We start from the raw sequence: 23,879 nt of genomic DNA on the forward strand, positions 1-23,879 counted from the left end.
GGCACCGGGGCCTGGCGGCGCCGCGATGCCGGCATCGGCGTCGGGGTCTGCCCGTGGTGGCGTGCCCGCATCGGTGCGTGAGTCTGGCCGCGCCGCAGAGCCCGCACCGGGGCATGGACCGGTCGGGGCTGTGGCGCCCGCGCCGGCGCAGGGGTCTGGCGGTGCCGCGATGCGGGCATCGGCGTCGGGGTCTGCCCGTGGTGGCGTGCCGGCATCGGTGCGTGAGTCTGCCCGCGCCGCAGACGGCCCCGTATCGGCGCACGGGCCTGCGGGCGCCGCGGCGCCCGCAGCGGCACAGGGGCCTGCCCGTGGCGGTGTGCCTGCAACCGCGCGTGAGTCTGCCCGCGCCGCAGGCGACCCCGTACCGGCGCACGGGCCTGCGGGCGCCGCGGCGCCCCCGCCGGCGCAGGAGTCCGCCCGCGCCGCAGGTCCCGCCCCGGCGCAGGAGTACGCCCGTGCCGCGGCGCCCGCCTCGACGCCGCTGCCCGAGGCGGAAGGGCCGCGGGACGCCATCACGCGGCTGCACGCGCACGGGTGCTGGTATCCCTCCGCCGCTCCCGACGGCACCGAGGTGGCCTTCATCTGCGACCGGGGCGGTGTGCCGCAGCTGTGGGCCGGGCCCGTGGACGGGGAGGGGATTCGACTGCTCGACTCCTCCCCGGATCCGGTCAAAGAGGTGTCCTGGTCACCCGACGGCCGCTGGATCGCGTACACCACCGCGCCGGGCGGGGGTGAGCACTCGCGGGTGCTGTGCGTGCGCCCCGACGGCACCGGCCGTCGCCTGCTGGCCGGTGCCGACCCCGACAGTTCCGCCTACCTCGGCTGCTGGGCCCACGACGGCTCGGCCGTCGCCGTCACCCTCGCCGCACCACCCACCGCCCGCGCCCAGGGAGACGGTCTGTGGACGGCCCGGGACGGCCGGGCGACCCTCCTCGGCACCACCACGTACGCCGTGGGGCCGGGCGGGACACCGGCGACCCGGCCGGGCGGAGGACTGTCCGCCTACCTGATCGATCCCGACGGTCTGGCCTCACCCGTGCTGCTCGCCACGGAACCGGACGCGCCCACGCTCCGGGTGTGCGACCTCAGCCACGACGGCCGGTTCGCGCTGCTGCGCCGGGGACCGCGCGGGCGGCGGGAGGGGGTCGTCCGGCGCACCTCGGACGGGGCGACCACCTTCACCCTGCGGGTCGCCGACGGAGACCAGTGGATCGGCCGGTTCTCGCCCGACGGACGGACGCTGTGGCTGCGCAGCGACGCCGACCGGGAGTACGCGGCCCTCTTCGCCGTCGCTCTCGGCGCCGACGGCACACCGCGCGGCAGAACCGTCGTGGCGGAACGCGCGGACAGCGGCCTCGAACTGCTGGCGATGGCACACGACGGCCGGACGGCCGTGCTGGCCTGGAACGTGCGGGGCGCGAGCGAACTCGAGGTCGTCGAGACCTCCCCGGGGCACGGAGCCCCGGACGCCGCCGGACCGGCCCGGCCGGTACCGCTGCCCCATGAGGTCGTCACACGGGTCGCACCCGCCGGGACGGGGCGGCTGCTGCTGGCACTGTCCGGTTCCCAACGCCGCCCCGGCGTGTGGTGGGCCCACGAAGGCGTGTCCCTGCTGCGCACCCCGTGGTCCTCCCGGGACGAGGACGCCGTCCCGCCGGGCCGCCCGCCGGTACGTCCTGTCCTCTCGCGCCTCGCCGCCAGGGACGGCCTGCCCCTCAGCGGCTGGTATTACCGGGCTCCGGGACGTGCCCCCAACGAGCCGGCCCCCTGCGTGATCCACCTGCACGGCGGCCCCGAGGACCAGGAACGCCCGGTGTTCGACCCGCTGTACCACGAGCTGCTCGGGCGCGGCCTGGACGTCTTCGCCCCCGACGTCCGCGGCTCCGGCGGACACGGTCGGTCCTTCGTCGACGCCGACCTGGGCACCGGCCGCTTCGCCGCGCTGGACGACGTCGCGGACTGCGCGGCGCACGCGGTCACGGCGGGCCCCGCGGACCCGACCCGGCTGGCGGTGATGGGGCGCTCGTACGGCGGCTACCTGACCTTCGCCTCCCTCGTGTGGCACCCGGACCTGTTCCGCACCGGCGTCGCCGTCTGCGGCATGTCCGACCTGCTGACCTTCTTCGCCGGCACCGAGCCCTGGATCGCGGAATCGGCGGCGCACAAGTACGGCCACCCCGAGCGCGACCGCGAACTGCTGCGCGCCCTGTCACCGATGAGCCGTATCGACGCGCTGCGGGCCCCGCTGCTCGCCGTCCACGGTGAGCACGACACCAACGTGCCGCCGGGGGAGTCGGAACAGTTCGTGCGGGCCGCCCGGGAGCACGGTGTCCCCGCCGAGCTCCTCGTCCTGCGTGACGAGGGGCACGACTTCCTCCGTGCGGACAACCGGCGCCTGTTCCGCCGGACCGCGGCGGACTGGATGGAGCGGCACCTGCACCCCTCCTGAGCCTCCGGGGGGACCGGACGGCTGCGCCGAGTGTTTCGGCGGGCGCATGCGGTCAACACGGTGTTGAGACCGAGTGGGCCGTACGGCTTCGACAACTGAACGGGGCGGGACGGACTTGGGAGGAACCATGGATCACTCGCGGGTGCCCGTGCTGGAGGCGCTGGAGGAGTTCCGGCGTCGCGGAGACGTGGTCTTCGGTCCGCCCGGCCACAAGCAGGGCCGCGGCGTGGACCCGCGGGTGGCGGAGATCGTCGGGCTCGACGTGTTCCGCTCGGACGTCCTGTCCCTGAACGGGCTGGACGACCGCCGCCAGTCCCAGGGCGTGCTCAGCCAGGCACAGGAACTGATGGCGGACGCGGTCGGGGCCGAGCAGGCGTTCTTCTCCACGTGCGGCAGCTCCCTGTCCGTCAAGACGGCCATGCTGGCCGTGGCCGGTCCCGGGGAGAAGCTGCTGCTGTCGCGCAACGCGCACAAGTCCGTGATCTCGGGCGTCGTCGTCAACGGCGTCGAACCGATCTGGGTCCACCCCAAGTTCGACCGCGAGCGGCACATCGCCCATCCGCCGGAGCCCGACGACGTACGCCGCCGTCTCCAGGAGCACCCGGACGCCAAGGGCATGCTGCTGATCACCCCCACCGACTGGGGTACCTGCGCCGACGTCCGGGGCGTGGCCCGGGTGTGCCACGAGTTCGACGTCCCCCTCATCCTCGACGAGGCCTGGGGCGCCCACCTGCCGTTCCATCCCGGGCTGCCCGCCTGGGGCATGGACGCCGAGGCGGATCTGGTGGTCACCAGCGTCCACAAGATGGGCGGGGCGATCGAACAGAGCTCCGTGTTCCACCTCCAGTTCGACCGGGTCTCGCCGGAAGCGCTCAAGCAGCGGGAGGACCTGCTCGGCACCACCAGTGCCTCGTCGCTGGTGTACCTGACCCTGGACGGCTGGCGCCGCCAGATGGTCGAGCAGGGCCACGACCTCCTGGACGCCGCGCTGCACCGCGCGGAACGGATCCGGCTGGCGGCCGGAGATCTGCCCGGACTGCGGCCCATGGGGCAGGAGGTCGTGGAGGAGGGGCTCGCCGCCGACTTCGACCCCCTGAAGGTCGTGGTCGACGTACGCGAGCTCGGGATCAGCGGCATGCAGGCCGCCGAGTGGCTGCGGGCCGAGCGGCACGTGGACCTCGGCGGCTCCGACACCTGCCGGATCAGCGCGTCGATCACCCACGCCGACGACGACGAGACGGAGAAGGCGCTGCTGGACGCCCTGCGCGCCCTCACCGAGAGCGCCGAGTCCATCGAACGCAGGCCGCCGGTACACCTGCCCGAGCCCTCGGTCCTGGAACTGGAGCAGGCCATGCTGCCGCGCGACGCGTTCTTCGCCGAGGTCGACCACGTCCCCGCCGAGCGTGCCGCCGGCCGCATCGCCGCGGAGATGATCAGCCCGTACCCGCCGGGTGTGCCGGCGATCGCCCCCGGTGAGGTCATCACCGACGAGGTCCTCGACTATCTGCGCAGCGGCGTCGAGCACGGCGTCCTGATCCCGGACGCCGCCGACCCCTCGGTCGAGACGTTGCGGGTGGTGGCGCGGCACTGAGGCCGGGCAGCCTCAGCCGGCCGCGGGCGGGTGTGACGTGAGGAGGCCCTTGTCGGCGATGGCGGCCAGGGACAGCGTCCGGTATCCCATGGACTCGAACAGCACGGTGATCCGGTCGCCCTCCTCGCTCATCACCGTGCCCACTCCCCACTCCGTGTGCCGCACCCGGGTACCCGCCGGATAGGCGACGGCGGCCGCCTGCGAGACGGACTTCTCGCTCGCGTCCCCCACTCCCTCGACGACGGTGTCCCCGGACGAGGGGGACGTGCACACGTCGCAGGCCCCGCACGGCGCGTCGTACGGCTCACCGAAGTATCCGAGCAGGAAGCGTCGCCGGCAGCCCGTGGTCTCGGCGTACCCCAGCATCATGGCCAGCCTCGACTGCTCCAGCCTGCTGCGTGACCTGGCCTCCTCCGCCGCACGTGCGGCCGCGTCCTCGGCCCTCGTCCCGGGAACGGCGCGTATCCGCCCGTCGTCCTCGGTGCGCACGGCACCCGACTGCTCCAGGAGATTGACCGCCGCCGTCACGCGTCTGCGCGAGAGATCCGTCTCCTTGCGGATGTCGTCCGGCTCGGCAGGAGCGTCGCGCTCATGGATGCGCTCCGCGACCGCGCCCAGGGTTTCCTCGTCGGGCGCGCGCGTCGCGAACAGGCGCTGGAGGCCGCTGTCCTGCGGCCGGTAGTGGAGGACGGCGAGCGCGGGCCCGCCGTCGCGCCCCGCACGGCCGATCTCCTGGTAGTAGGCGTCGAGCGAGCCGGGCACGGACGCGTGCAGCACGAACCGTACGTCCTCCTTGTCGATGCCCATGCCGAAGGCGGAGGTGGCGACGACGACGTCGGTCTCGCCGGCCAGGAAGGCGTCGTGCACGCGGGAGCGCTCACCGGCTGTCAGCCCGGCGTGGTAGGCGGCGGCCGACAGGCCCAGGGCGGCCAGGTCGTCCGCGTACGCCTCGGCGTCCCGGCGGGTGGCGGTGTAGACGATCCCCGGCTTGGGCTCCGCCGCGGCGCGCTCCACGACCACCCGACGCTTCTCCGTGTCGTCCAGGAAGCGGCGCACCTCCAACGCGATGTTCGGCCGGTCGAAACCGGCCACGACCAGGGCCGGATCCTCCATGCCGAGCCGCTCCACGATCTCCTCGCGTACCGGTGGGGCTGCCGTGGCGGTGAGGGCGAGGACCGTGGGCCTGCCCATGCGCTGGGCCGCCTGGGCGAGGCGGAGGTAGTCGGGACGGAAGTCGTGGCCCCAGGCGGCGACGCACTGGGCCTCGTCGACCACGAACAGCGACGGCGCGGCCCGGGCCAGGCGCTCGACCACCTCGTCCTTGGCGAGCTGCTCGGGGGAGAGGAACAGGAACTCCGCGGCACCGTGCCGGACGTCGTCCCAGGAGGCCGCCGCCTCTCCGGCCGCCTGGGCGGAGTTGACCGCGACGGCGTCCAGGGCGTCGTCGTGACGCAGCAGGCCGGCGATCTGGTCCCGCTGGAGGGAGATGAGCGGGGAAACCACCACCGTGGGCCCGGGCAGCAGCAGCCCCGGCACCTGGTACACCGCGGACTTCCCGGCGCCGGTGGGCATGACGACCAGAGTGTCCCGGCCCTGCATGACCGCTTCCATCGCGGTCAGCTGTCCCGGCCGCAGTTCGCTCCAGCCGAACACGTCGCCGGCGGTCCGCGCCAACCGGTCCGAGACGCCCGTACTCCCCTGGTCGGGCATGCCCACTCCCTTCACGGTCTGGGGTTGGTGCGGTGCCACCTCGGACGAGCGTCGCCCCCACGACGTCCCGCCACGGAGGCACAGCGCGGACACAGGCGCCGCACCCGGTCGGCCGCGCCTCCGGACTCCGGGATCGTGTCGGACCAGGTGACGTGCGGGAACCGGACCAGCTGGGAGCGGCTGAGGGACAGACCGCAGACCGTCTGGTTCGTGCCCGGCTCCCAGGCGTGGACTTCTCCGGCGGGCAGCCGGCGGCGGCCCTCCTCTTCGTCCGTCCACCGACCGGACGCGGCGACGGCGTACTCCTTGACTCGTGGCATGACGTCTCCCCGATGGTTCCGGACAACGCGTTCCCCACCTGCCCGGACACAAGCCTCCGGCGCGCCTGCAGGGACCGCCCCGGCCTCAGGCGGCCACGCGGATGCCCACGACACAGGTGTCGTCGTCCGTGTCGGACCTGCTGTGGGTGAGCAGACGGTCCAACTGCTGGTCCAGGGTGGGATGGACCGCGCGTGCGACCGTCAGGAACTGCGCCAGGGACTCCTCCACGGACCGGTCTCGGCGTTCGATCAGACCGTCCGTGTACATCAGCAGGGTGTCGTCGACGGCGAGCTGGACCTCGTGCTCCTCATACGTGGCCTCCGGTACGGCACCCAGCAGCAGCCCCTTGATCAGCGGCAGCGGTGCCGCATCCGAGCCGCGTACCAGGACCGGCGGCAGATGCCCGGCCCGCGCCCAGCGCAGGGTGTGGTTCTCGGGGTCGTACAGGCCGCAGACCGCGGTGGCGGTGACGGCGCCGGTCAGATGGTGGGCCACCACGTTGAGCCAGGACAGCAGCTGGCCGGGACCGGCACCGGTCACGGCGAGCCCGCGCAGCGCGTTGCGCAGGACGACCATGCTGGTGGCCGCCTCGATGCCGTGCCCGGCGACGTCGCCCACGCACAGCAGCACCAGCCGGGACGGCAGCACGACCGCGTCGTACCAGTCACCGCCGACCAGATGCTGGGTCTCCGCCGGCCGGTAGCGCACCGCCACGTCCAGTCCCGGAACCTCCAGCGGCGCCCGCGTCGGGGGCATGATGGCGTGCTGCAACTGCAGGGTCAGCCGGTTGCGTTCGCCGGCCTGCTGCTCGCTGTGGGCGAGCTGGTCCCGGGTGGCGGCGAGGGCGACCTCGGTCCAGTGGTGGGCCGAGATGTCCTGGTAGGCGCCGCGCACGACATACAGCTGACCGGCGGAGTCGAGCACAGGCTCCGCCACGACCCGGATGTGGCGGGTGACCCCGTCGGGGCGTTGCAGGCGGAACGCGGTGGACGCGGGACGGCGCTGGTGGAGCAGGGTGCGCAGAAACCGTCCGATGGCGACGGCGTCGTCGGGGTGGGCGTGGGCGGGCAGGTCCTCCAGCGGCACGGCGGGGTCGGAGACGGGCTTGCCGTAGAGGTGGTAGAGCTGACCGTTCCAGGTGATCTCGCCCGTCAGCAGGTTCTCCTCGAAACCGCCGATGCGGCCCAGGCGTTGGGCGTGCTGGAGCAGGCTCGCCAGGCGGGCCGTCTCGTCCTCGATGCGCCAGATGAGCAGGACGCTGCCGCCGTGCCGGCTGATGTTGATGTCGGCGACGGCCGCGAGCGGGACGTCGTCCACCAGGGCGGTGAGCCGCATGCGGTGGGCGCGGAACGGCTCACCGGTGGCGTAGACGCGCTCCATCCGTTCGAACAGCTCGCTGTGACCGGCGGCCATCGGGTACGCCTCCAGCAGCAGCGCGCCGCTCACCACGCCCCGCGGCCGGCCCGCCGGGTCGAGGAAGCGGCTGTTGACGTGGTGGATGCGGAAGTCGACGAGGTGTCCGTCGGAGTCCAGGTGCGGCACCAGCACCAGCGCCGGGTCGTGGAGGCCGTCGGCCAGGTCCATCAGCTCGGAGACGTCCGGCAGGACGCGCGGGAGCGGGTCGCCGTCGGGGTGGTGGAGGGTGTTCGTCTCCAGGGTGTGCGCGCACAGCTCGGCCAGCGCCTCGATCTGACGGACGATCGGCGGGGGAGGGGGCTCCAGCGGCGCGGCCCAGGCGATCTCCAGTACGCCCTGGATGCGCCCGCCGGTCTCCGCCGGTACGGCGACCCGGCCGCCGTCGGAGTGGTGGTGCCGGCCGATGGACGGCAGCCCGGTCTCGGACAGACTGCGGATCCACTGCCCCGTGCGCTCGGCGAGTCCACGGCGCGCCACGGTCGTCACGCCCGGCGGCACATGCCGCCAGCGTCCGGCCTCGGCCGTGGAGAACCCGGCGCTGCCCGCCAGGGCGAGGGACCCGTCGGCACCCAGGGCCCAGATGGCCACCGCCTCCGCGCCCAGCGGGGTCAGCGCGTGTTCCAGCAGGGAGTCGGCGACAGCCTGGGTGTCCTGGGCGGCGAGCGCACCACTCTCGGCGGTACGCAGCCGCACGGCGGAGGAGTGCCCGTCGGGTGGGTCGGCGGTGGCGGCGAGGAAGGCGCTGGTCACCTCCGACACGCGGTCCCGCGAGGCCTGGTTGATCACCTCGGCCGCGAACTCCAACGGCGTCACGCCCGCCTGTGCCGTGAGCTCGGCGAGCTGCCGCGAGGCCTGTGCCGGACCGCAGCCCAGCCGCTCGACGAGGATGCCCTTGGCCAGTTCGATCAGGGCCCGCCCGTCCGCCTCGGCCTGTGCCGCCCGTACCTCCCGGCGCAGCCGCTCCACGGTCGCCGCCAGCCTGCCGACGGGAGAGGGCTGCCCGGCGCTGTCGTCTCCGTGGACGGCGTGCTGGTCGTCCACGGCGGCACTCCGGGTCTCGGGCGGCTGACGGAGATCACTCACGGTGGGCCTGTTCCTCGGCTGGGACGTCACGCGGTCGGCTGCTGGTCGCGGCGTGGGTTCACGCGGGCAGCCACCGTCGGACCCGGGCGATGAGGTCGCCGGTGTCGACGGGTTTGGTGACGTAGTCGTTGGCACCCGACGCGAGGCTCTTCTCCTGGTCGCCGGGCATGGCCTTGGCGGTGACGGCGATGATCGGCAGCTGGGCGTACCGCGGCATCGAGCGGATCTCCGCGGTGGCGGCGTATCCGTCCATCTCCGGCATCATCACGTCCATCAGGACCAGCGAGATGTCCGGGTGGGCGAGCAGCATCTCGATGCCCTTGCGGCCGTTGTCCGCGTGCAGGACGTGGAAGCCGTGCAGTTCCAGCACCCCGCTGAGCGCGAAGAGGTTGCGCGCGTCGTCGTCGACCACGAGGACCGTCCGGCCGACGAAGGAGTGGTCCCCCGTCTGTGCGGCGGGGCGCTGTGGCTCCTCGGGACGCGCCGGCGACGGCACGTCGCCCGGCTGCTCGGCGGACAGGTGGCGGGTGATGCGCTCGCGCAGATCGTCCAGGCCGGCCAGGAAGGCCAGCGGCCGGTCGCCCGCCAGGGCCCGCAGCCCTTGCTCCTGGCCGAGGTTCAGACGGTGCCCGGTGTGGATCAGGACCGGCACGCTGGCCAGCGCCGAGTCGCCGCGCATGGCCTCCAGGAAGGCCGCGCCCTCGTCATGCCGCATGCCGAGCTCCAGGACGACGCAGTGGCACGGGTCGGCCGCCAGTGTGCTCGCCGCCTCCTGCGCCCCCACGGCCGTGATGATGTCGATCCCCCCGTGCGGATCGCCGGAGTCGTACGCGAGGTCGGCGACGGCCCGCTCGGCGACGAGCGTGAGCAGACCGCGCGGGCGCTCCTCGATGACCAGCAGACGGCGTCTGCGCTGCTCGGGGGAGGGCGCGGGAGCGGCGAGCTGCCGGGGCTCGGCCGCCTCCTCGGAGGCGGAGGGTTCGTACGGCTGTTCCGCCGGACGTCCGCCTGTCTCCATTAGTTCCTCGAAGTCGGCCCGCGCGACAGGCAGGTACAGCGTGAAGGTGCTGCCCTGGCCGGGGATGCTGTCCACGGTGACCGCGCCGCCCAGCAGGTGGGCGATCTCCCGGGTGATGGACAGACCGAGCCCTGTGCCGCCGTACTTGCGACTGGTCGTCCCGTCGGCCTGCTGGAACGCCCCGAAGATCGTCTCCAGCTGCTGCTGCGGGATGCCGATACCGGTGTCCTTGACGCGGAAGGCCACGACCGGGCCGCCCCGGTGCACGCCCGGCGGCACCTCCCGGTCGGCGGCGGGCTCGATCCGCAGCTCCACACCGCCCTGTTCGGTGAACTTCACCGCGTTCGACAGCAGGTTGCGCAGGATCTGGCGCAGCCGGGAGTCGTCGGTGAGCAGGTCGGCCGGGGTGCCGGGCGCGGTGGCCACCGTGAACTCAAGGCTCTTCTGTGACGTCATCGGGCGGAACGTCGCCTCGACGTACTCGAGGAGCTGGCGCAGCGGGACCCGCTCGGGGGCGACGTCCATCTTGCCCGCCTCGACCTTGGACAGGTCGAGGATGTCGTTGATCAGCTGGAGCAGGTCCGAGCCCGCCGAGTGGATGATGCCCGCGTACTCGACCTGCTTCGGGGTGAGGTTGCGCGAGGGGTTCTGCGCCAGCAACTGGGCAAGGATCAGCAGGCTGTTGAGCGGGGTGCGCAGCTCGTGGCTCATGTTGGCCAGGAACTCCGACTTGTACTTGGAGGCCAGCGACAACTGCTGCGCGCGGGTCTCCAGTTCCTGCCGGGCCTGTTCGATCTGGAGGTTCTTTGCCTCGATGTCGCGGTTCTGCGAGGCCAGCAGGGAGGCCTTCTCCTCCAGCTCGGCGTTGGAACGCTGGAGTTCGTCCTGCTGGACCTGCAACTCCTCGGAGCGGGCCTGGAGTTCGGCGGTCAGCCGCTGGGATTCGTCAAGGAGCTCGTCGGTGCGGACGTTGGCCACGATGGTGTTGAGGTTGACGCCGATGGTCGGCATCAGCTGCGCCAGGAAGTCCTGGTGGATCTGGGTGAAGCGGGTGACGGACGCCAGCTCGATCACGCCGAGGACCTGCTCCTCGACCACGATGGGCAGCACCACCAGAGCTGTGGGCACGGCGTGCCCGAGGCCCGAGGAGATGGTGACGTACCCGGCGGGCAGCTCTTCCACGGTGACGGTACGGCGGTTGCGCGCGGCCTGCCCGACCAGTGAGCGCCCGACCGGGATACGGGTGGGCCGCTCGTCGTCGTCCGGACAGCCGTACGAGCCCACCAGGCGCAGCTCGGGCCCGCGCACGGTGTCCTCCGCCAGGTAGAAGGCGCCGTACTGGGCCGAGACCAACGGCGTGAGCTCGTCCATGATCAGCTCGGCGACCACCGGCAGATCGCGGTGGCCCTGCATCAGGCTGGAGATGCGGGTCAGGTTGGTCTTGAGCCAGTCCTGTTCCTGGTTGGCCCGGGTCGTCTCGCGCAGGGACTCCACCATGGAGTTGATGTTGTCCTTGAGGTCGGCGACCTCGCCGGAGGCCTCCACGGTGATCGAGCGGGTCAGGTCGCCCTCGGCGACGGCGCTGGTGACCTCGGCGATCGCGCGGACCTGCCGGGTGAGGTTCCCGGCCAGTTCGTTGACGTTCTCCGTCAGCCGCTTCCAGGTGCCCTCGACACCCTCCACCTCGGCCTGTCCGCCGAGGCGGCCCTCGCTGCCGACCTCGCGGGCGACACGGGTGACCTCGGCGGCGAACGACGACAGCTGGTCGACCATCGTGTTGATGGTGGTCTTCAGCTCCAGGATCTCGCCCCGGGCGTCGACGTCGATCTTCTTGGACAGGTCACCATTGGCCACCGCGGTCGTCACCAGGGCGATATTGCGCACCTGCCCGGTGAGGTTGTTGGCCATCGAGTTGACGTTGTCGGTGAGGTCCTTCCAGGTGCCGGCCACGTTCGGCACATGCGCCTGGCCGCCCAGGCGGCCCTCGGTGCCGACCTCGCGGGCGACCCGGGTGACCTCGTCGGCGAACGCGGACAGCGTGTCGACCATGGTGTTGATGACGTCCGCCAGGGCGGCGACCTCGCCCTTGGCCTCCACCGTGATCTTCTGCGAGAGATCACCGCGCGCGACGGCGGTGGCGACCTGGGCGATCGAACGGACCTGCCCGGTCAGGTTCGAGGCCATCACGTTGACGTTGTCTGTGAGGTCCTTCCAGGTTCCCGACACGCCCCGCACGATCGCCTGGCCGCCGAGGTTGCCCTCGGTGCCGACCTCGCGGGCGACGCGGGTGACTTCGTCGGCGAAGGCGGAGAGCTGGTCGACCATCGTGTTGATGGTGTTCTTGAGTTCGAGGATCTCGCCGCGGGCGTCGACGGTGATCTTCTGGGAGAGGTCGCCCTGTGCCACCGCCGTGGCCACCTGGGCGACGTTGCGGACCTGCGCGGTGAGGTTGCCGCCCATGAAGTTCACGGAGTCCGTGAGATCGCGCCAGGTGCCCTTGACGCCCTTGACGTCGGCCTGCCCGCCCAGCCGGCCCTCGGTGCCGACCTCGCGGGCGACGCGGGTGACTTCGTCGGCGAAGGCGGAGAGCTGGTCGACCATCGTGTTGATGGTGTTCTTGAGTTCGAGGATCTCGCCGCGGGCGTCGACGGTGATCTTCTGGGAGAGGTCGCCCTGTGCCACCGCCGTCGTCACCTGGGCGACGTTGCGGACCTGGGAGGTGAGGTTTCCCGCCATGAAGTTGACCGAGTCGGTCAGGTCGCGCCACACACCGCCCACTCCGGGCACCTGGGCCTGTCCGCCGAGCCGGCCCTCGCTGCCCACCTCCCGGGCGACGCGGGTGACTTCGTCGGCGAACGCGGAGAGCTGGTCGACCATCGTGTTGACGGTCTCCTTCAGCTGAAGGATCTCCCCGTGCGCGGGCACGTCGATCTTCTGCGAGAGGTCGCCCTTGGCCACCGCCGTCGCCACCTGGGCGATGTCACGGACCTGCGTGGTCAGGTTGCCCGCCATCGCGTTGACCGAGTCGGTCAGGTCCGCCCAGGTGCCGGAGACTCCCGGCACCTCGGCCTGGCCGCCCAGCGTGCCCTCGGTGCCCACCTCGCGGGCCACCCGCGTGACTTCCGACGTGAACACGGACAGCTGGTCGACCATGCCGTTGAAGACCGTGGCGATGTCACCCAGCAGGCCCTGTCCGTCGGACGGCAGCCGGGTACCGAAGTCGCCGTCGCGCACGGCGGTCAGCCCGGCCAGCAACTGCCGTAGCTCCTGTTCCCCCGGAGCCTTCTCCCGGTCCTGAGTCGACGTGCCGCTCATGCGCACCCTCGTTCCGCTCCCCAAGAGCCCCCGCACGAGGACTCGGAACCGTGTCGGGCTCGTCAAGGGCCCGCTCACCAGCGACAATTCTGCACCCCACAGAACAGCCCGATGAGAAATCCGTCGAAGATTAACCCAGGTGCGCAGTGGCGACAAAAGCCTGGTCGGAGCGTTGTGGCAGGCAGAAAGGAGACATCGGGAAACCGGCATGGGGGGAGTGATCCCGGGTACCCGTTCTCCTTTTCACGCGCCTGGCTGCGTCGACGCGAGGGCGTCCTCCAGGGTCGGGTGACAGGGGACGACGGTGTCGAGTCCCACGAGCTGCAAGGTGCGCTGCACGGCGCCCCCCACTACCACGAGCCGCAGCCATCCCTGCGCGGCCTGAGCGGAGTGGAAGGCGGCGATCAGAGCGTTGACACCGCTGGAGTCCATGAAGGTGACCTGGCTGAGATCGATGACCACCCGGTGCCCCTCACGAGGGTCGGCCAGAGACAGGGCCCGCGTCAGGCCGCCCACGCTCTGATGGTCGATCTCTCCGTCGAGACCGAGCACGGTGATGCCGTCGGCGTCGGTCCGGACCACGGACAGTCTGCCGTGTCCCACTTCTTTCCGGTTGTCTGTCACTTGCGTCCTCTGCGCGCTCGATGGGGGCTGTCACGTCCTTGGTGCCACCGTTGCCCAGGAAGCCCGAGCACGATGCATGAGACGGCCCTCTGGTTCATGGGCGGCACAAGAAAGGCGCGGCACAGGAGTAAGGCGGGAATCACGGGGTATCCGCGCGCCCATGAACGGGGTATTGGAGATGGCCGGCAGGCTGCGGGTCCTGCCTGAGGAGTGTGCGTGGATGCCGGAAGCCGCACCTGCCGAGGTGACCGTGGCCCTGGACGGAGCGGACGGCTGTATCGCCGACGCTCGGGCTCAGACGTCGAAGTTCCTGACGCGGGTGCGGGGCGAGTACGGGCTGCCGGTGTCGGTCCGTGCCATGGACCTGGGGCAGTTGGTGGTCAGCGAGTTGGTCACCAACGCGCTGAAATACGCGCCCGGACCGGTGCTGCTGCGGCTGCGCATCGTCGACGCCATGCTGGAGATCGAGGTGTGGGACACCGATCCGACGCTTCCCCTGGCCCGCGCCGCCGACGCCGGTCGGGTGGGCCAGCACGGTCTGGAGATCGTGATGGCGGTGGTACAGGGGATCGAGGTGCGCCGAGAGCCCGTAGGCAAGCGCATCGCGGCCCGTCTCGCGTTGTTCGACGACCCACAGCAGGACCTTTCCGGCTGAGCCGACGGTCTTCGGCTGCCCGTCGAGAGGTCAGCCGGCAACGATCGCCTTCTCGGCGGCCGTCTTGATCCGGGTGCCGAAGGCAGAGGCGTCCTTGCGGGCCGCGGCCAGCGCCAGTCCGACCAGCAGTTTGCCCAGACCGTGGCCCTCGAGGTGGTTGAAGATACGGACGCGAGTCCTGCCGTCGGCCAGGGCTTCCAGGTCGTAGCCACCCTCGCGCACCGTCACGCTGTTCTTGGACACCTCGGCCCAGCGAAGCTTCACCGGGGCTTGGAGTTCGGTGACGCGGAACTCCCGGGCGGTCTTCATGCCCGCGTCCTTGACCGTGCTCCGGAAGACGGTGCCCACCGCGGTCGGGGTGTCCGGGATCCTCTCGATGGTGAGGACCCGGGGGCTGAACTGAGGGTCGTTGCGCCCGTCGGCGAGGTAGGCGAACACCTCCTCTACGGGCCGATCGACCTCCACCACCGCTTCGAACTGTCCAGACATGGGCACTCCTCATCTCCGCGGCCTGCGGCCGACGGGCGACCCGGGCCGTAGGGCCGTGCTGCCATGGCGGCACCGTGACCCTACGGGAGGACGGGACATCGCGCGAGACGAACGGTGACCGCGGCGGCGTACTGACCGAGCGCTCAGCCGGAAGTGCCGGAACCGACAGCGTGCGTCCTTCCTCCGCTCGCGGCTCTCAACGGCTTTGTGGCGCCGCTGAGTCGGCGACGTCCGCCGACCGGTCCCGACCGTACGGCTCATACGTCGTCGCGGGGGGATCGGGCGGTCCGGGACGAGCGTGCCGACGGGTGGTCAGGGTCCAGCCGGTGGCGGCGAGTGCGGTCACCGTGAGGGCGGCGAGCAGCAGCGTGGTGTGGGATCCGGCGCCGTCGGCCGCCCGGGCGACAGGGTTGGGCAGGCCGAGGCGGTCGGCCAGCCAGCCGACGGCCGCGGTGCCGGTGAGCACCGCGCCGGTCAGCCCCAGCGCGGGCTGCACCCGCAGGCGTGCCAGCACCAGCAGCGAGGGCAGGGCCAGGCAGACCAGCAGGAGCTGGACCAGTTCGATGCCGAGGTTGAAGCCGAGAAGGCTGGTCACGAGCTGACCGGTGGACAGGTGCATCTCCGCCAGGACGAAGGAGAACGCCATGCCGTGACCGAGGCCGAAGACCCCGGCCACCAGGGCCTCCTTACCGGGGAAGAGAGGGCGGATCGCGTGGATCGCGCCGACGAGGATGCTCGCGGCGATGAACGCCTCGACCGGCCATCCGGGGATTTCCAGGCGGCCGAGCGCGGTGACGGCCAGCGCGACGGAGTGCCCGGCGGTGAAGGCGAGCGTGATCCGGCCGATCCGGCCGAGCGCGGAACGGGCGCCGACCACGCCGTCCCACCGCCGCCCGGTGACCGCGAGCGGCGCGGGCAGGAGCAGGATCAGCAGGAAGAGCAGGTGATCGGTGCCGGTGAGGATGTGGTCGCCGCCCAGCCGCACCATGGCCAGGAAACCGCGCCAGGCGCTGCCGTCGCCGAGGTCGACCTTCAGGGCGGGGACGGTCATGGTCCGGGTGTCGATCCGGATGGTGCCGACCTGAGTGGTGCCCTCGCCGTCGACCTGCCCGGCGGCCCAGTCCTGACGCGCCGTCACCAGGACGGTGTGCGTGACGACTTGGTGGACGATGACGTCGTAGCCGAAGGTGAAGTGGCGTACGTCGGTGCCGGCCGGCGGGGTGAGCACGGCTTCGGCGACCAGCTCGCGGTAGGGGCCGGTGGAGGTCTGCTCGGTGCGGCTGAGGCTCAGGGCGCCGATGCCGACCTGCCAGGCCTTGCCGCCGGAACCGGCCGGATGGATGTGTGTGCGGAGGTAGCTGCGGATGGCCTCGGCCTTACCGGACAGCGTGGCCCGGGTGGTGTCGCTCAGGTCGATCCCGGCGGCCCGGGAGAGGTCGTCGACCGGGAGTTCCAGCCGTGCGGTGACCGACGCCTGGTACACGTCGAGCTGCACCACCGAGTGCGGCATCGGATGCGCGGCGGCCGGCGACGCCCCTGCGAGGAGCGCCGCCGGTACCACGATCGCGATCCCGGCCACCAGACGCAGTGCCGTGGTCAGCCAGTTTCGCGGTCCGGTCATGAGAAGGAGAACTCGCTGCCGTAGTCGCGGGTGTGGTCCCGGTACACGGTGTGGTAGTGGACCTGGTCCCGGTACACGACGCCGTTCTGGCAGACGAACTCGACCCACACGCTCGGGCCGTCGATCCGCACGTAGTCGCCCTGGGTGTCCAGGCCCGTGCCGCCGGAGTAGGCGACGTAGGTCTGGTCGAGTTCCCTGGCGTACGTCTTCATGAGCTGCTTGGCGGTGACGTCGTCCACGTCTGCGACCCAGGGGTGGATGGCCTCCAGGACCAGCTTCTTCTGCTTCGCCGACAGTGAGCTTGCCTTGATGCCTTCCTTGGTCGCCGGGAACTGGCCGTCCTCACCCGGGCCGAGCAGCACGTCGCCGAACGACTCGGACAGCTTGGCCTGGGCCAACTGCGCCGTGCTCATGCTGCCGGTCAGCTTCAGCAGACCGTCGCGGAACTTCGCCATCGGCGCGTGCGCGGTGCCGTCGTCGTCGGTCCAGCTGGTGGGCTCGACACCGGTGAAGAACGGGCTGGCGCCGGCCACCTTGCCGTTCTTGTAGGTGACGTTGACGGCGAGGTGGTGGCCGCCGAAGTGCAGCTGCCAGGTGCCGTCCGCCGACGGGGTGCCCAGGAACGCCAGGAAGTAGACACCGCTGCCGTAGCCGCCGAGACCACCGCCGCCGGTGCCGCCGGACGGCGGGGCGCCGGTCGGGACGTCGGTGGGCGTGGCACTCGGGTCCGCCGATGCCGATGCCGATGCCGATGCCGAGGCCGAGTCTGAGGAGGAGGCGTCGGGCGAGGGGGCGCCGGATGCGCCGTCCGTCGGCGCGGCGGAGTCGGAGCCGCTGCTCTGCGCCGACGCGAGCACGTCGTCGGCCTTGAGCGTCTCGAGGACGTGCTCGTAGCCGGTGTCCCCGCCGGACCCCAGGGCCACCTTCAACACGTTCTCGGCCGCGGCCAGTTGCTCGTCGCTCAGCGAGCTGAACTGGATCCCGGGGCGGCAGCTGGACCCGCACGGAAGGTTCGACCACGCGGTCGCGTTCGCCTGGGAGAAGTCCAGGACGGTCTCCGCCTGCTGATCGGAGTCCAGTGTGTTCAGGAACGCGTTGGCGGCGCTGACCACGGCCGCGACGCCGTCGGCCTTCTTGTCGACCGGGTAGTGGACGCCGGCCTTCTTCGCGTCGCCCGTGGTCGTCGCGGCGTTGGCCGCCACGAATCCGCCACCGACGAGGACCACGCCCGCGGCCACGCCCGCCATGCCCCGCCAAGTCCGTCGGGTACGCACCCGACGGGTTCTCTCTTTGCTCACGAACACTCCCTGAAGAAAGGGTGGGAACGCTGCGCCGTCTCTGCGGACGGCGGCGTCCGGGACACGCGCGCGCTGGATGAGAGAACTATCAGCAAAATTGTTGACAACTCAATGCTCGAGCCGTCGGGCCTGTCCCCTTTGGGTGGCGGGCACCACGTATGCAGGAAATAAGCTGTGCTCATTGACAGGGTGCTCTTATCGAGTCTTCAGCTTCCGACGCGCCCCCGTGCAGGACGTGCCACCGTCGGCCGACGGCGTCCTTCACGGTGACGGTGGCGGTGCAACTCGTGGCGGGGGAGCCGGCGTTGTTGCCTGCCCAGACGTTGCGCTCCGGCGGGGCACCGACCGTTCGCGCAGGGGCACGGGACAGGGCGCCCGCCGGCGGATACGCCCTCACCGCAACGGCAACGTTTCGCCCCAGGCCTTGTCCCGACCAAGCGGGCGTGTCCGGTGCCTGGGGCGAAACCGCCGGATGCCTCACCGCGTGGCGGTGCCGACTGCGGTCCTGGTCAGGAGCGCCGTGTACGGCGGGTGCCGTAGAGGGCGGCCGCCCCGAGGGCGATCACCGCGGCCGCGCCGCCTGCTATCAGGCCGACGGGTGCGCTCGAACCGGTCTCGGCCAGCGGCGGGGTGCTGTCGCTGGGCGAGGGCGCCGGGGAGGTGGGGGGCGTCGACTCCAGCGGCGGGACGTCCGGGGTGGTGGGCGGAGTGGAGGAGGTGGGGGGCGGGGTCGTGGACGTGGCGGGCGGAGTCGTCTGGTCCGCGGGCGGCTGGCTGGCGGGCGGGCTGCTCGGGCTGTCCGGCGTGGACGGGGATGCCGGAGGCGTGGGGGAGTTCGGCTGCTCGGGGGTGCACGACTTGTCGCCGCCGTTCCACGCCGCGATCAGGTGGTAGGGCGTGACGACGTTGTCGGGCTGGTAGGGCGCGGGCCCATGACCGTTGCCCGACCCGCCGTCGTAGATGACGTCGTCGCCGTACAGGTCGATCTGCCCATAGCAGTCCGGCGTCTTCACCGTGAGCTTCTGCCAGGTCCGCTTGGCGTCGTCGGCGCCGGGGAGGTCCTCGGTGCCGAGATAGACCGTGGCGTGGTCGACGAGGGTCTGAAGGCCGGAGGTGTACCAGTTCGGGCCCTCGGTGGTGTATTCGGCCAGTGAGACCGGGTACTTGCAGCCCTCGCCGACCGACTGTCCCGGAGCCAGCCGCACCTCGACGGCGCCGGGGGCGGTGGACCACTGGCGGAAGCCGCCCTGTGAGGTCCAGTCGGCATCGACCGGCTTTCCGGCGGCGTCGACGAGGCGGTACTGAACCGTGGCCGTCTGGCAGCCGCCCGCGGGTGTGGCACTGGCGGCAGCGGCCCCGAACAGGGGAGTGGCGGTGGCGATGAAGGCGGTTGCGGCAACGGCGGCCGACGTTCTGGAGCGTGAAAGGCGCGTCAAGATATGTCCTGGCGGATTCGTGAGTGTGGGAGGTGGCAGGACGCGAGCAGCCGCGGCAGGCGGAGCATGGAAGGCACCCGTGTCTGAGCCACTCGCGTCACTTCGCTCACTTCAGTGACAGCGAGCGAGCCGCATTCTTGTCGCTCTTCACAACTCCCGTCAATCTTTCACGAGTTCGGCACGTGGGGGCGTCCTGGCTTGCGAGTTCTGCCCTGGTATCCGCAGGTGGTCGCGACAGGATGCGGGTAGTTCAGGAAGCGTCCGACGTGAGTGGCGGGGGCCAACAAGCCGCCGCCTTTGGAGGAGATGAACGGGTGAGAATCGTCGTGACGGGTGCGTCCGGGTTCCTCGGACGGCTGCTGGCCGGCGCCTTGCTGCGGGCGGGGGCCTTCTGCGGTGCGCCGCTCAGCCGTCTGGTGCTGGTCGACCGCGTGGCCTGGCCCGACGACGCGCAAGGTGCCGGGGCGCCGGTCCAGGTGGTGCACGGGGAACTGTCTGAGCACCTGGACACGGTCTTCGCCGAGCCGGTGGACGTGCTGTTCCATCTCGCAGCCGCGGTATCGGCCGAGTGCGAGGCCGACTTCGATCTCGGGATGCGTGCCAACGTGGACGCCACCCGCGCGCTGCTGGACGCCGCGCGGGCGCAGTCCCGGTCGGGCGGGCCGGTGGTGCGGATGCTGTTCGCCAGCAGTGTCGCCGTCTACGGCTCCCACCCGGCCCTGCCTCTGCCACCGGCGGTCAGCGAGACGACGGTGCCGGTACCGCGGTCGAGCTACGGCACCCAGAAGTTGATGTGCGAACACCTGATCGCGGACTGCACCCGCCGCGGCTTCATCGACGGGCGTGTCGTGCGGCTGATGACGGTGGTGGTACGTCCGGGCAGGCCCAACGCGGCCGTCTCCGGCTTCCTGTCCGGCATCGTGCGCGAGCCACTTGCAGGCCTGCCCGCCGTCTGCCCGGTCGATCCCGGCCTGAAAGTGGCCCTGTCCTCCCCTCGGCGCACCGTGGCGGGAATCCTCCGCGTCGCCGAGGCGGAACGCGGCACCGGACCGGGGCGCCTTAACGGCCCGCTCCCGGTCAACCTGCCCGCCCTGACCGTCTCGGTCGCCGACATGCTCGCGACCCTGCGGCAGGTGGCCGGTGACACTGTCGCCGACCGGGTCACCGTCGCCCCCGACCCGTCCGTCGAAGCGATCGTCGGCTCATGGCCGGCCGTCTTCGACCACCGACGCGCCGCCGCACTGGGCCTCGGCCCCGACCCGAGCTTCCTGTCGGTGCTCCAGGACTACCTCACGGATCACCCCGACGCGGTCGCCACCCCGTTGGAGTGAAGTCATCACCAGCACCGCGGTCGACCGGCACCGGGAAGCACCACCTACTGGTGACTCAGGGGGCCAGTGAAACCTGAAGCACCACTGTGTCGGGGCTTCCCGGCGGGTCCGTCAAGGCAGGATCTCGACGTACCCGTCGGTTCCGTGCACGCGGATCCGCTGTCCGTCCCGGATCCGGCGGGTGGCCTGCTCCACGCCCACGACGGCCGGCAAACCGTACTCGCGGGCGATCACCGCGCCATGGGTCATCAGACCGCCCACCTCCGTCACCAGGCCCGCGATGCCGACGAACAGCGGCGACCAGCTGGGGTCCGTGAAGGTCGTGACCAGGATGTCGCCCTCCTCGAGATCGGCCTCCGCGATGTCGAGGATGACGCGGGCCCTTCCCTCGATGGTCCCGGTGGAGACCGGTAGGCCGACGAGGGCGCCGGCCGGCACGTCGTCGCGCCGGTACGCCCCGGTGAGAGCCTCGCCGTCCGAGGTGAGGACCCGGGGAGGTGTCAGCGCCTGGTACGAGCGGAACGCGTCCTTGCGCCGCCGGACGAGCTGGTCGTCCACCTGCTGCGAGCGCACGACGTCGTGGAACTCCTGGAAGGTGAGGTAGAAGACGTCCTCCTTGTCGGCCAGCACGCCCGCCTGAACGAGGCGCTCGGCCTCCGCCAACAGGGCCTGCTTGTAGACGAAGTAGCGGCTGATGATGCCGTACTTCGGGTACTCCCGGTACCCGATGAAGGTGCGGACCCGCTCGATCATGCCCTTGGCCTCGTCGGCCTTCCGTTCCCCGTCCGGCAGGGTCCGCAGGCGTGACAGCACCTCCTGTTCCTTCTGCCGCGCCTTCTGCCGCCCTTGCTCGAAGCGCCGCTGGGCCGCGCCCTGTTCGAAGTTCCTGACGTTGTCGAGGATCACGGGAACGAGGGTGCTGGGGCGCTCGCGCCAGCGCGGCCTCGTGATGTCGATCTCGCCGACGCAGCGCATGCCGTACCGGTCGAGGTAGGCCTCGATGGCATCGCGCGCTTCCGTCCCGCCCGGGAGCTTCGCCAGCTCGTCGAGGAAGCCGTCGTCCTCGACGCCCTCCAGGAACCCGACCACCTCCGGATACGGGCGGATCGCGTCCGCGACGTCGAGCAGCGCGAGTCCCATCTCGGACGTGACGTTGCCGGGGGCGGACAGCGTCAGCGTGTCAGCCGCGTTCTTCTCGCCGAGCCACTCCTCCAGCTTGTCGTTGAGCCACCACGTGGCCTCCATTCCCGCCATGATCACCTGAAGGTTCAGTGGATCACCGAGGACTCGTTTGTGCTCCTCGAACGCCTCCAGCAGGAAGTCGAACAGCGCCGGTCCGGTCTTTGCCCGGACGTCGCGCCGGAGGGCGGCGACGGACGCCTGGCTGCGCTCGATCAGCCCGGTGACGACGGCCGGATCGGTCTCGATCGAGGCAGGCGGGACAGCGGCCGACGGCGCGCCGGGAGACGCGTCCGGAAGCGACGGGACGAAATCCTCGCGGTCGAGGACGGTCTCCAGCGCGTCCCGGACCAACGGATCGCCCTTCCCCATGAGGTCCAGCAGGCCGGCGCGGCTCGCGGGCGAGGCCAGGCGCCGGGTGACGTCGACGAACAGCCTCCCGCCGGCCTCGTGCATCGGCACCATGGCCGTCAGCCGCCACATGGAGAGCCCCAGGGGCTTCATGGCGTCGGTCATCATCTGCTGATGACCGACGGAGACGTAGACGTGGTTCTCCTGGTCGTCGCTCTCGGGTACGGGGAACAGCGTGGTGATCGGCCGGCTCTGCACGATGTGGAAACCGTCGTCGGCCAGGCACCATTCGATGTCCTGCGGGCGGCCGAAGTGCCTTTCGATCCGCCGCCCGAGCTGCACGAGCCGGACCGCCTGCGCATCCGTCAGCGCCGGCTGCTCCTGCCACTGCGAGTCGATCCCCACTTCCCGTGTGCCGCCGGACGGCAGGGCGTGAACGGCACGCTGTTTGGCGGAGATCGTCCTGGCCACGACTTCGCCGTGCCGCACCTTGAAGACGTCCGGGTTCACCAGACCGGAGACCAGGGCCTCGCCGAGGCCGAAACCGGCGTCCACGGTGGCGACCGTCCGGTCGCCCGTGACGGGGTCGGCCGTGAACAGGATGCCGGCCGCCTGCGGGAAGACCATCTGCTGCACGACCACGGCCATGTGGACCGCACGGTGGTCGATGCCGTTGCGCCGGCGGTAGACCACGGCCCGCTCGGTGAACAGTGAGGCCCAGCACCGGCTGATGTGCTGAAGGATCGCCGTCGCTCCCACGACGTTGAGGTACGTGTCCTGCTGGCCGGCGAAGGAGGCCGTCGGCAGATCCTCCGCCGTGGCGCTGGAGCGCACGGCGTAGGCGGCCTGCTCACCGGACCGGCCGAGCGTGTGAGTGATGGCCGCGGCCACATCGTCCGGGATGGCGGTCTCTTCGATGATCCGGCGGATGTCCGCACTGAGCGTGCGGATCGCCTCCTGGTCGTCCGGATTCACGCGCGCCAGCTGGTCCAGCCGATCGGCCATCGACGGCGACTGCGCCACGACCCGCCGGAAGGCGTCCGTCGTCACGCAGAAGCCCGCCGGTACGCGGATGCCTTCGATCCGGGACAGGGCGCCCAGGTGCGCGGCCTTGCCGCCGACGACCGCGATCTGACTCTCGTCAATCTCATGAAGATCCAGCACGTACCGCTCGGTCATCGCAGTTCCGTCACCGGTCGCGTTCCCCGTCGACGAGTCGGTCGAGAACAAGTCGTTTCCCCATTTCCGCAGGTTGTGGCCTCGGCCGACGATTGTGCGCGGTGACCCGGGTCTTGCCGCAAGCCCCCCTGCGCGCTATAAGTTGAGAGTGGCAAGGAGAGTTCTCTCCTTGCCTTTGCCATTTGTGGTCATGTGCTTGCTCGACGACTCATCGGGTACCGCGTTTGAATGAGGGCGGTATCTGCATGGCCAGGCGATTACTGAAAGCGATGCGTGTGTGACTCGTCTCAGTGGCTCGGGGGACGGCCGGTCGAGCGGGCCGGGTGATGACCCGCTATCCGTCGCGTGGGAGATCGCCGATGCCGTGGACGGTCTCGCGCACGTGTGGTCGGTGGCCGCCCAGGGGGCGAGTCTGAGGCTGTCGCCCCACCAACTGAGGGCTCTTCGGGTACTGGAGTCGGAACCGGGGCTCAATCTCACCACTCTGGCGGAGAGCATGGACATAGGGCCGCCGACCGCCAGTCGGCTGTGCGATCGGCTGGAGGCGGCCGGCCTGCTGGAGCGGCTGCTGCATCCGCACAGGCGACGAGAGGTGCAGCTCGTTCTCACGGGGCGCGGCCGGCAGATCCTGAACGAAGTGGCCGCGCGCAGATCTCAGGCGCTTGCCGTGGTCCTCGCGGCCATGGAACCCGGCGAGCGGGCGGCGCTCGGCGGCGGCCTGCGGGCTTTCCTGACCGCTCAGAGCGATACCGGCAAGCCGATCGACGACCCCGAGCGCTGACGGTCTGAAGTAACACCTCCTGCGCGCCTGCC

The 23,879-nt window shown here is 71.2% G+C and carries 15 protein-coding genes; 5 read left to right on the forward strand and 10 right to left on the reverse strand.

From position 1 onward, the window contains the following. Window positions 1–169 precede the first annotated feature (169 nt). Complete coding sequence (locus tag ACIBJB_RS40735) at window positions 170–2,449, forward strand: S9 family peptidase (protein ID WP_398938818.1); 2,280 nt, start codon at window positions 170–172, stop codon at window positions 2,447–2,449. Window positions 2,450–2,576: 127 nt separating this feature from the next. Beyond that, window positions 2,577–4,040 (forward strand): aminotransferase class I/II-fold pyridoxal phosphate-dependent enzyme, encoded by a 1,464-nt coding sequence (locus tag ACIBJB_RS40740; RefSeq protein ID WP_398938820.1) that lies wholly within the window; start codon window positions 2,577–2,579, stop codon window positions 4,038–4,040. Between the two features lie 12 nt (window positions 4,041–4,052). Here the strand turns inward: ACIBJB_RS40740 and ACIBJB_RS40745 are convergent, their stop codons facing one another. The 5 genes from ACIBJB_RS40745 to ACIBJB_RS40765 form a co-directional block, all read right to left on the reverse strand. Continuing rightward, complete coding sequence (locus ACIBJB_RS40745) at window positions 4,053–5,750, reverse strand: RecQ family ATP-dependent DNA helicase (protein ID WP_398938822.1); 1,698 nt, start codon at window positions 5,748–5,750, stop codon at window positions 4,053–4,055. Between the two features lie 11 nt (window positions 5,751–5,761). Then, window positions 5,762–6,070: a hypothetical protein gene (locus tag ACIBJB_RS40750; RefSeq protein ID WP_398938824.1), complete on the reverse strand. Its 309-nt coding sequence runs from the start codon at window positions 6,068–6,070 to the stop codon at window positions 5,762–5,764. Between the two features lie 85 nt (window positions 6,071–6,155). After that, window positions 6,156–8,528 carry a SpoIIE family protein phosphatase gene (locus ACIBJB_RS40755; RefSeq protein ID WP_398939007.1) on the reverse strand — a complete coding sequence of 791 codons (2,373 nt, stop codon included), beginning with the start codon at window positions 8,526–8,528 and terminating at the stop codon, window positions 6,156–6,158. A 100-nt stretch (window positions 8,529–8,628) separates the two neighbouring features. Then, the gene (locus ACIBJB_RS40760) at window positions 8,629–12,903 is read right to left on the reverse strand and encodes a HAMP domain-containing protein (protein WP_398938826.1); all 4,275 of its coding nucleotides are present in this window, start codon (window positions 12,901–12,903) and stop codon (window positions 8,629–8,631) included. A 243-nt stretch (window positions 12,904–13,146) separates the two neighbouring features. Further along, window positions 13,147–13,527: an STAS domain-containing protein gene (locus tag ACIBJB_RS40765; RefSeq protein ID WP_398938829.1), complete on the reverse strand. Its 381-nt coding sequence runs from the start codon at window positions 13,525–13,527 to the stop codon at window positions 13,147–13,149. A gap of 160 nt (window positions 13,528–13,687) precedes the next feature. On the opposite strand from ACIBJB_RS40765, the gene ACIBJB_RS40770 reads away from it, so the two are divergent. After that, window positions 13,688–14,182, forward strand: a complete 495-nt coding sequence (locus tag ACIBJB_RS40770) for an ATP-binding protein (RefSeq protein WP_398938831.1) — start codon at window positions 13,688–13,690, stop codon at window positions 14,180–14,182. A 30-nt stretch (window positions 14,183–14,212) separates the two neighbouring features. Here the strand turns inward: ACIBJB_RS40770 and ACIBJB_RS40775 are convergent, their stop codons facing one another. The 4 genes from ACIBJB_RS40775 to ACIBJB_RS40790 form a co-directional block, all read right to left on the reverse strand. Next, window positions 14,213–14,671 carry an SRPBCC family protein gene (locus ACIBJB_RS40775; RefSeq protein WP_398938833.1) on the reverse strand — a complete coding sequence of 153 codons (459 nt, stop codon included), beginning with the start codon at window positions 14,669–14,671 and terminating at the stop codon, window positions 14,213–14,215. Window positions 14,672–14,867: 196 nt separating this feature from the next. Then, a complete protein-coding gene (locus tag ACIBJB_RS40780; RefSeq protein WP_398938835.1) occupies window positions 14,868–16,292 on the reverse strand; it encodes a HupE/UreJ family protein in 1,425 nt (474 codons plus the stop codon). After that, window positions 16,289–17,590 carry a DUF3500 domain-containing protein gene (locus ACIBJB_RS40785; protein WP_398938837.1) on the reverse strand — a complete coding sequence of 434 codons (1,302 nt, stop codon included), beginning with the start codon at window positions 17,588–17,590 and terminating at the stop codon, window positions 16,289–16,291. The genes ACIBJB_RS40780 and ACIBJB_RS40785 overlap by 4 nt, the downstream gene beginning before the upstream one ends. Before the next feature lie 509 nt (window positions 17,591–18,099). Next, a complete protein-coding gene (locus ACIBJB_RS40790) occupies window positions 18,100–19,026 on the reverse strand; it encodes a hypothetical protein (RefSeq protein ID WP_398938839.1) in 927 nt (308 codons plus the stop codon). A 314-nt stretch (window positions 19,027–19,340) separates the two neighbouring features. Here ACIBJB_RS40790 and denD point away from each other — a divergent pair, with 314 nt between their 5' ends. After that, entirely contained in the window at window positions 19,341–20,357 is a 1,017-nt protein-coding gene (gene denD, locus ACIBJB_RS40795) for a D-erythronate dehydrogenase (RefSeq protein ID WP_398938841.1), read from the forward strand. 111 nt (window positions 20,358–20,468) lie between these two features. On the opposite strand, the gene rph is transcribed toward denD, so the two are convergent. Beyond that, the gene (gene rph / locus ACIBJB_RS40800; protein WP_398938843.1) at window positions 20,469–23,066 is read right to left on the reverse strand and encodes a rifamycin-inactivating phosphotransferase; all 2,598 of its coding nucleotides are present in this window, start codon (window positions 23,064–23,066) and stop codon (window positions 20,469–20,471) included. Between the two features lie 277 nt (window positions 23,067–23,343). Between rph and ACIBJB_RS40805 the strand changes: the two genes are divergently transcribed. Further along, entirely contained in the window at window positions 23,344–23,847 is a 504-nt protein-coding gene (locus ACIBJB_RS40805) for a MarR family winged helix-turn-helix transcriptional regulator (protein WP_398938845.1), read from the forward strand. Window positions 23,848–23,879: the final 32 nt, after the last annotated feature.

The sequence above is a fragment of the Streptomyces sp. NPDC050759 genome, assembly GCF_044456945.1.
Classification (GTDB): Bacteria; Actinomycetota; Actinomycetes; order Streptomycetales; family Streptomycetaceae; genus Streptomyces.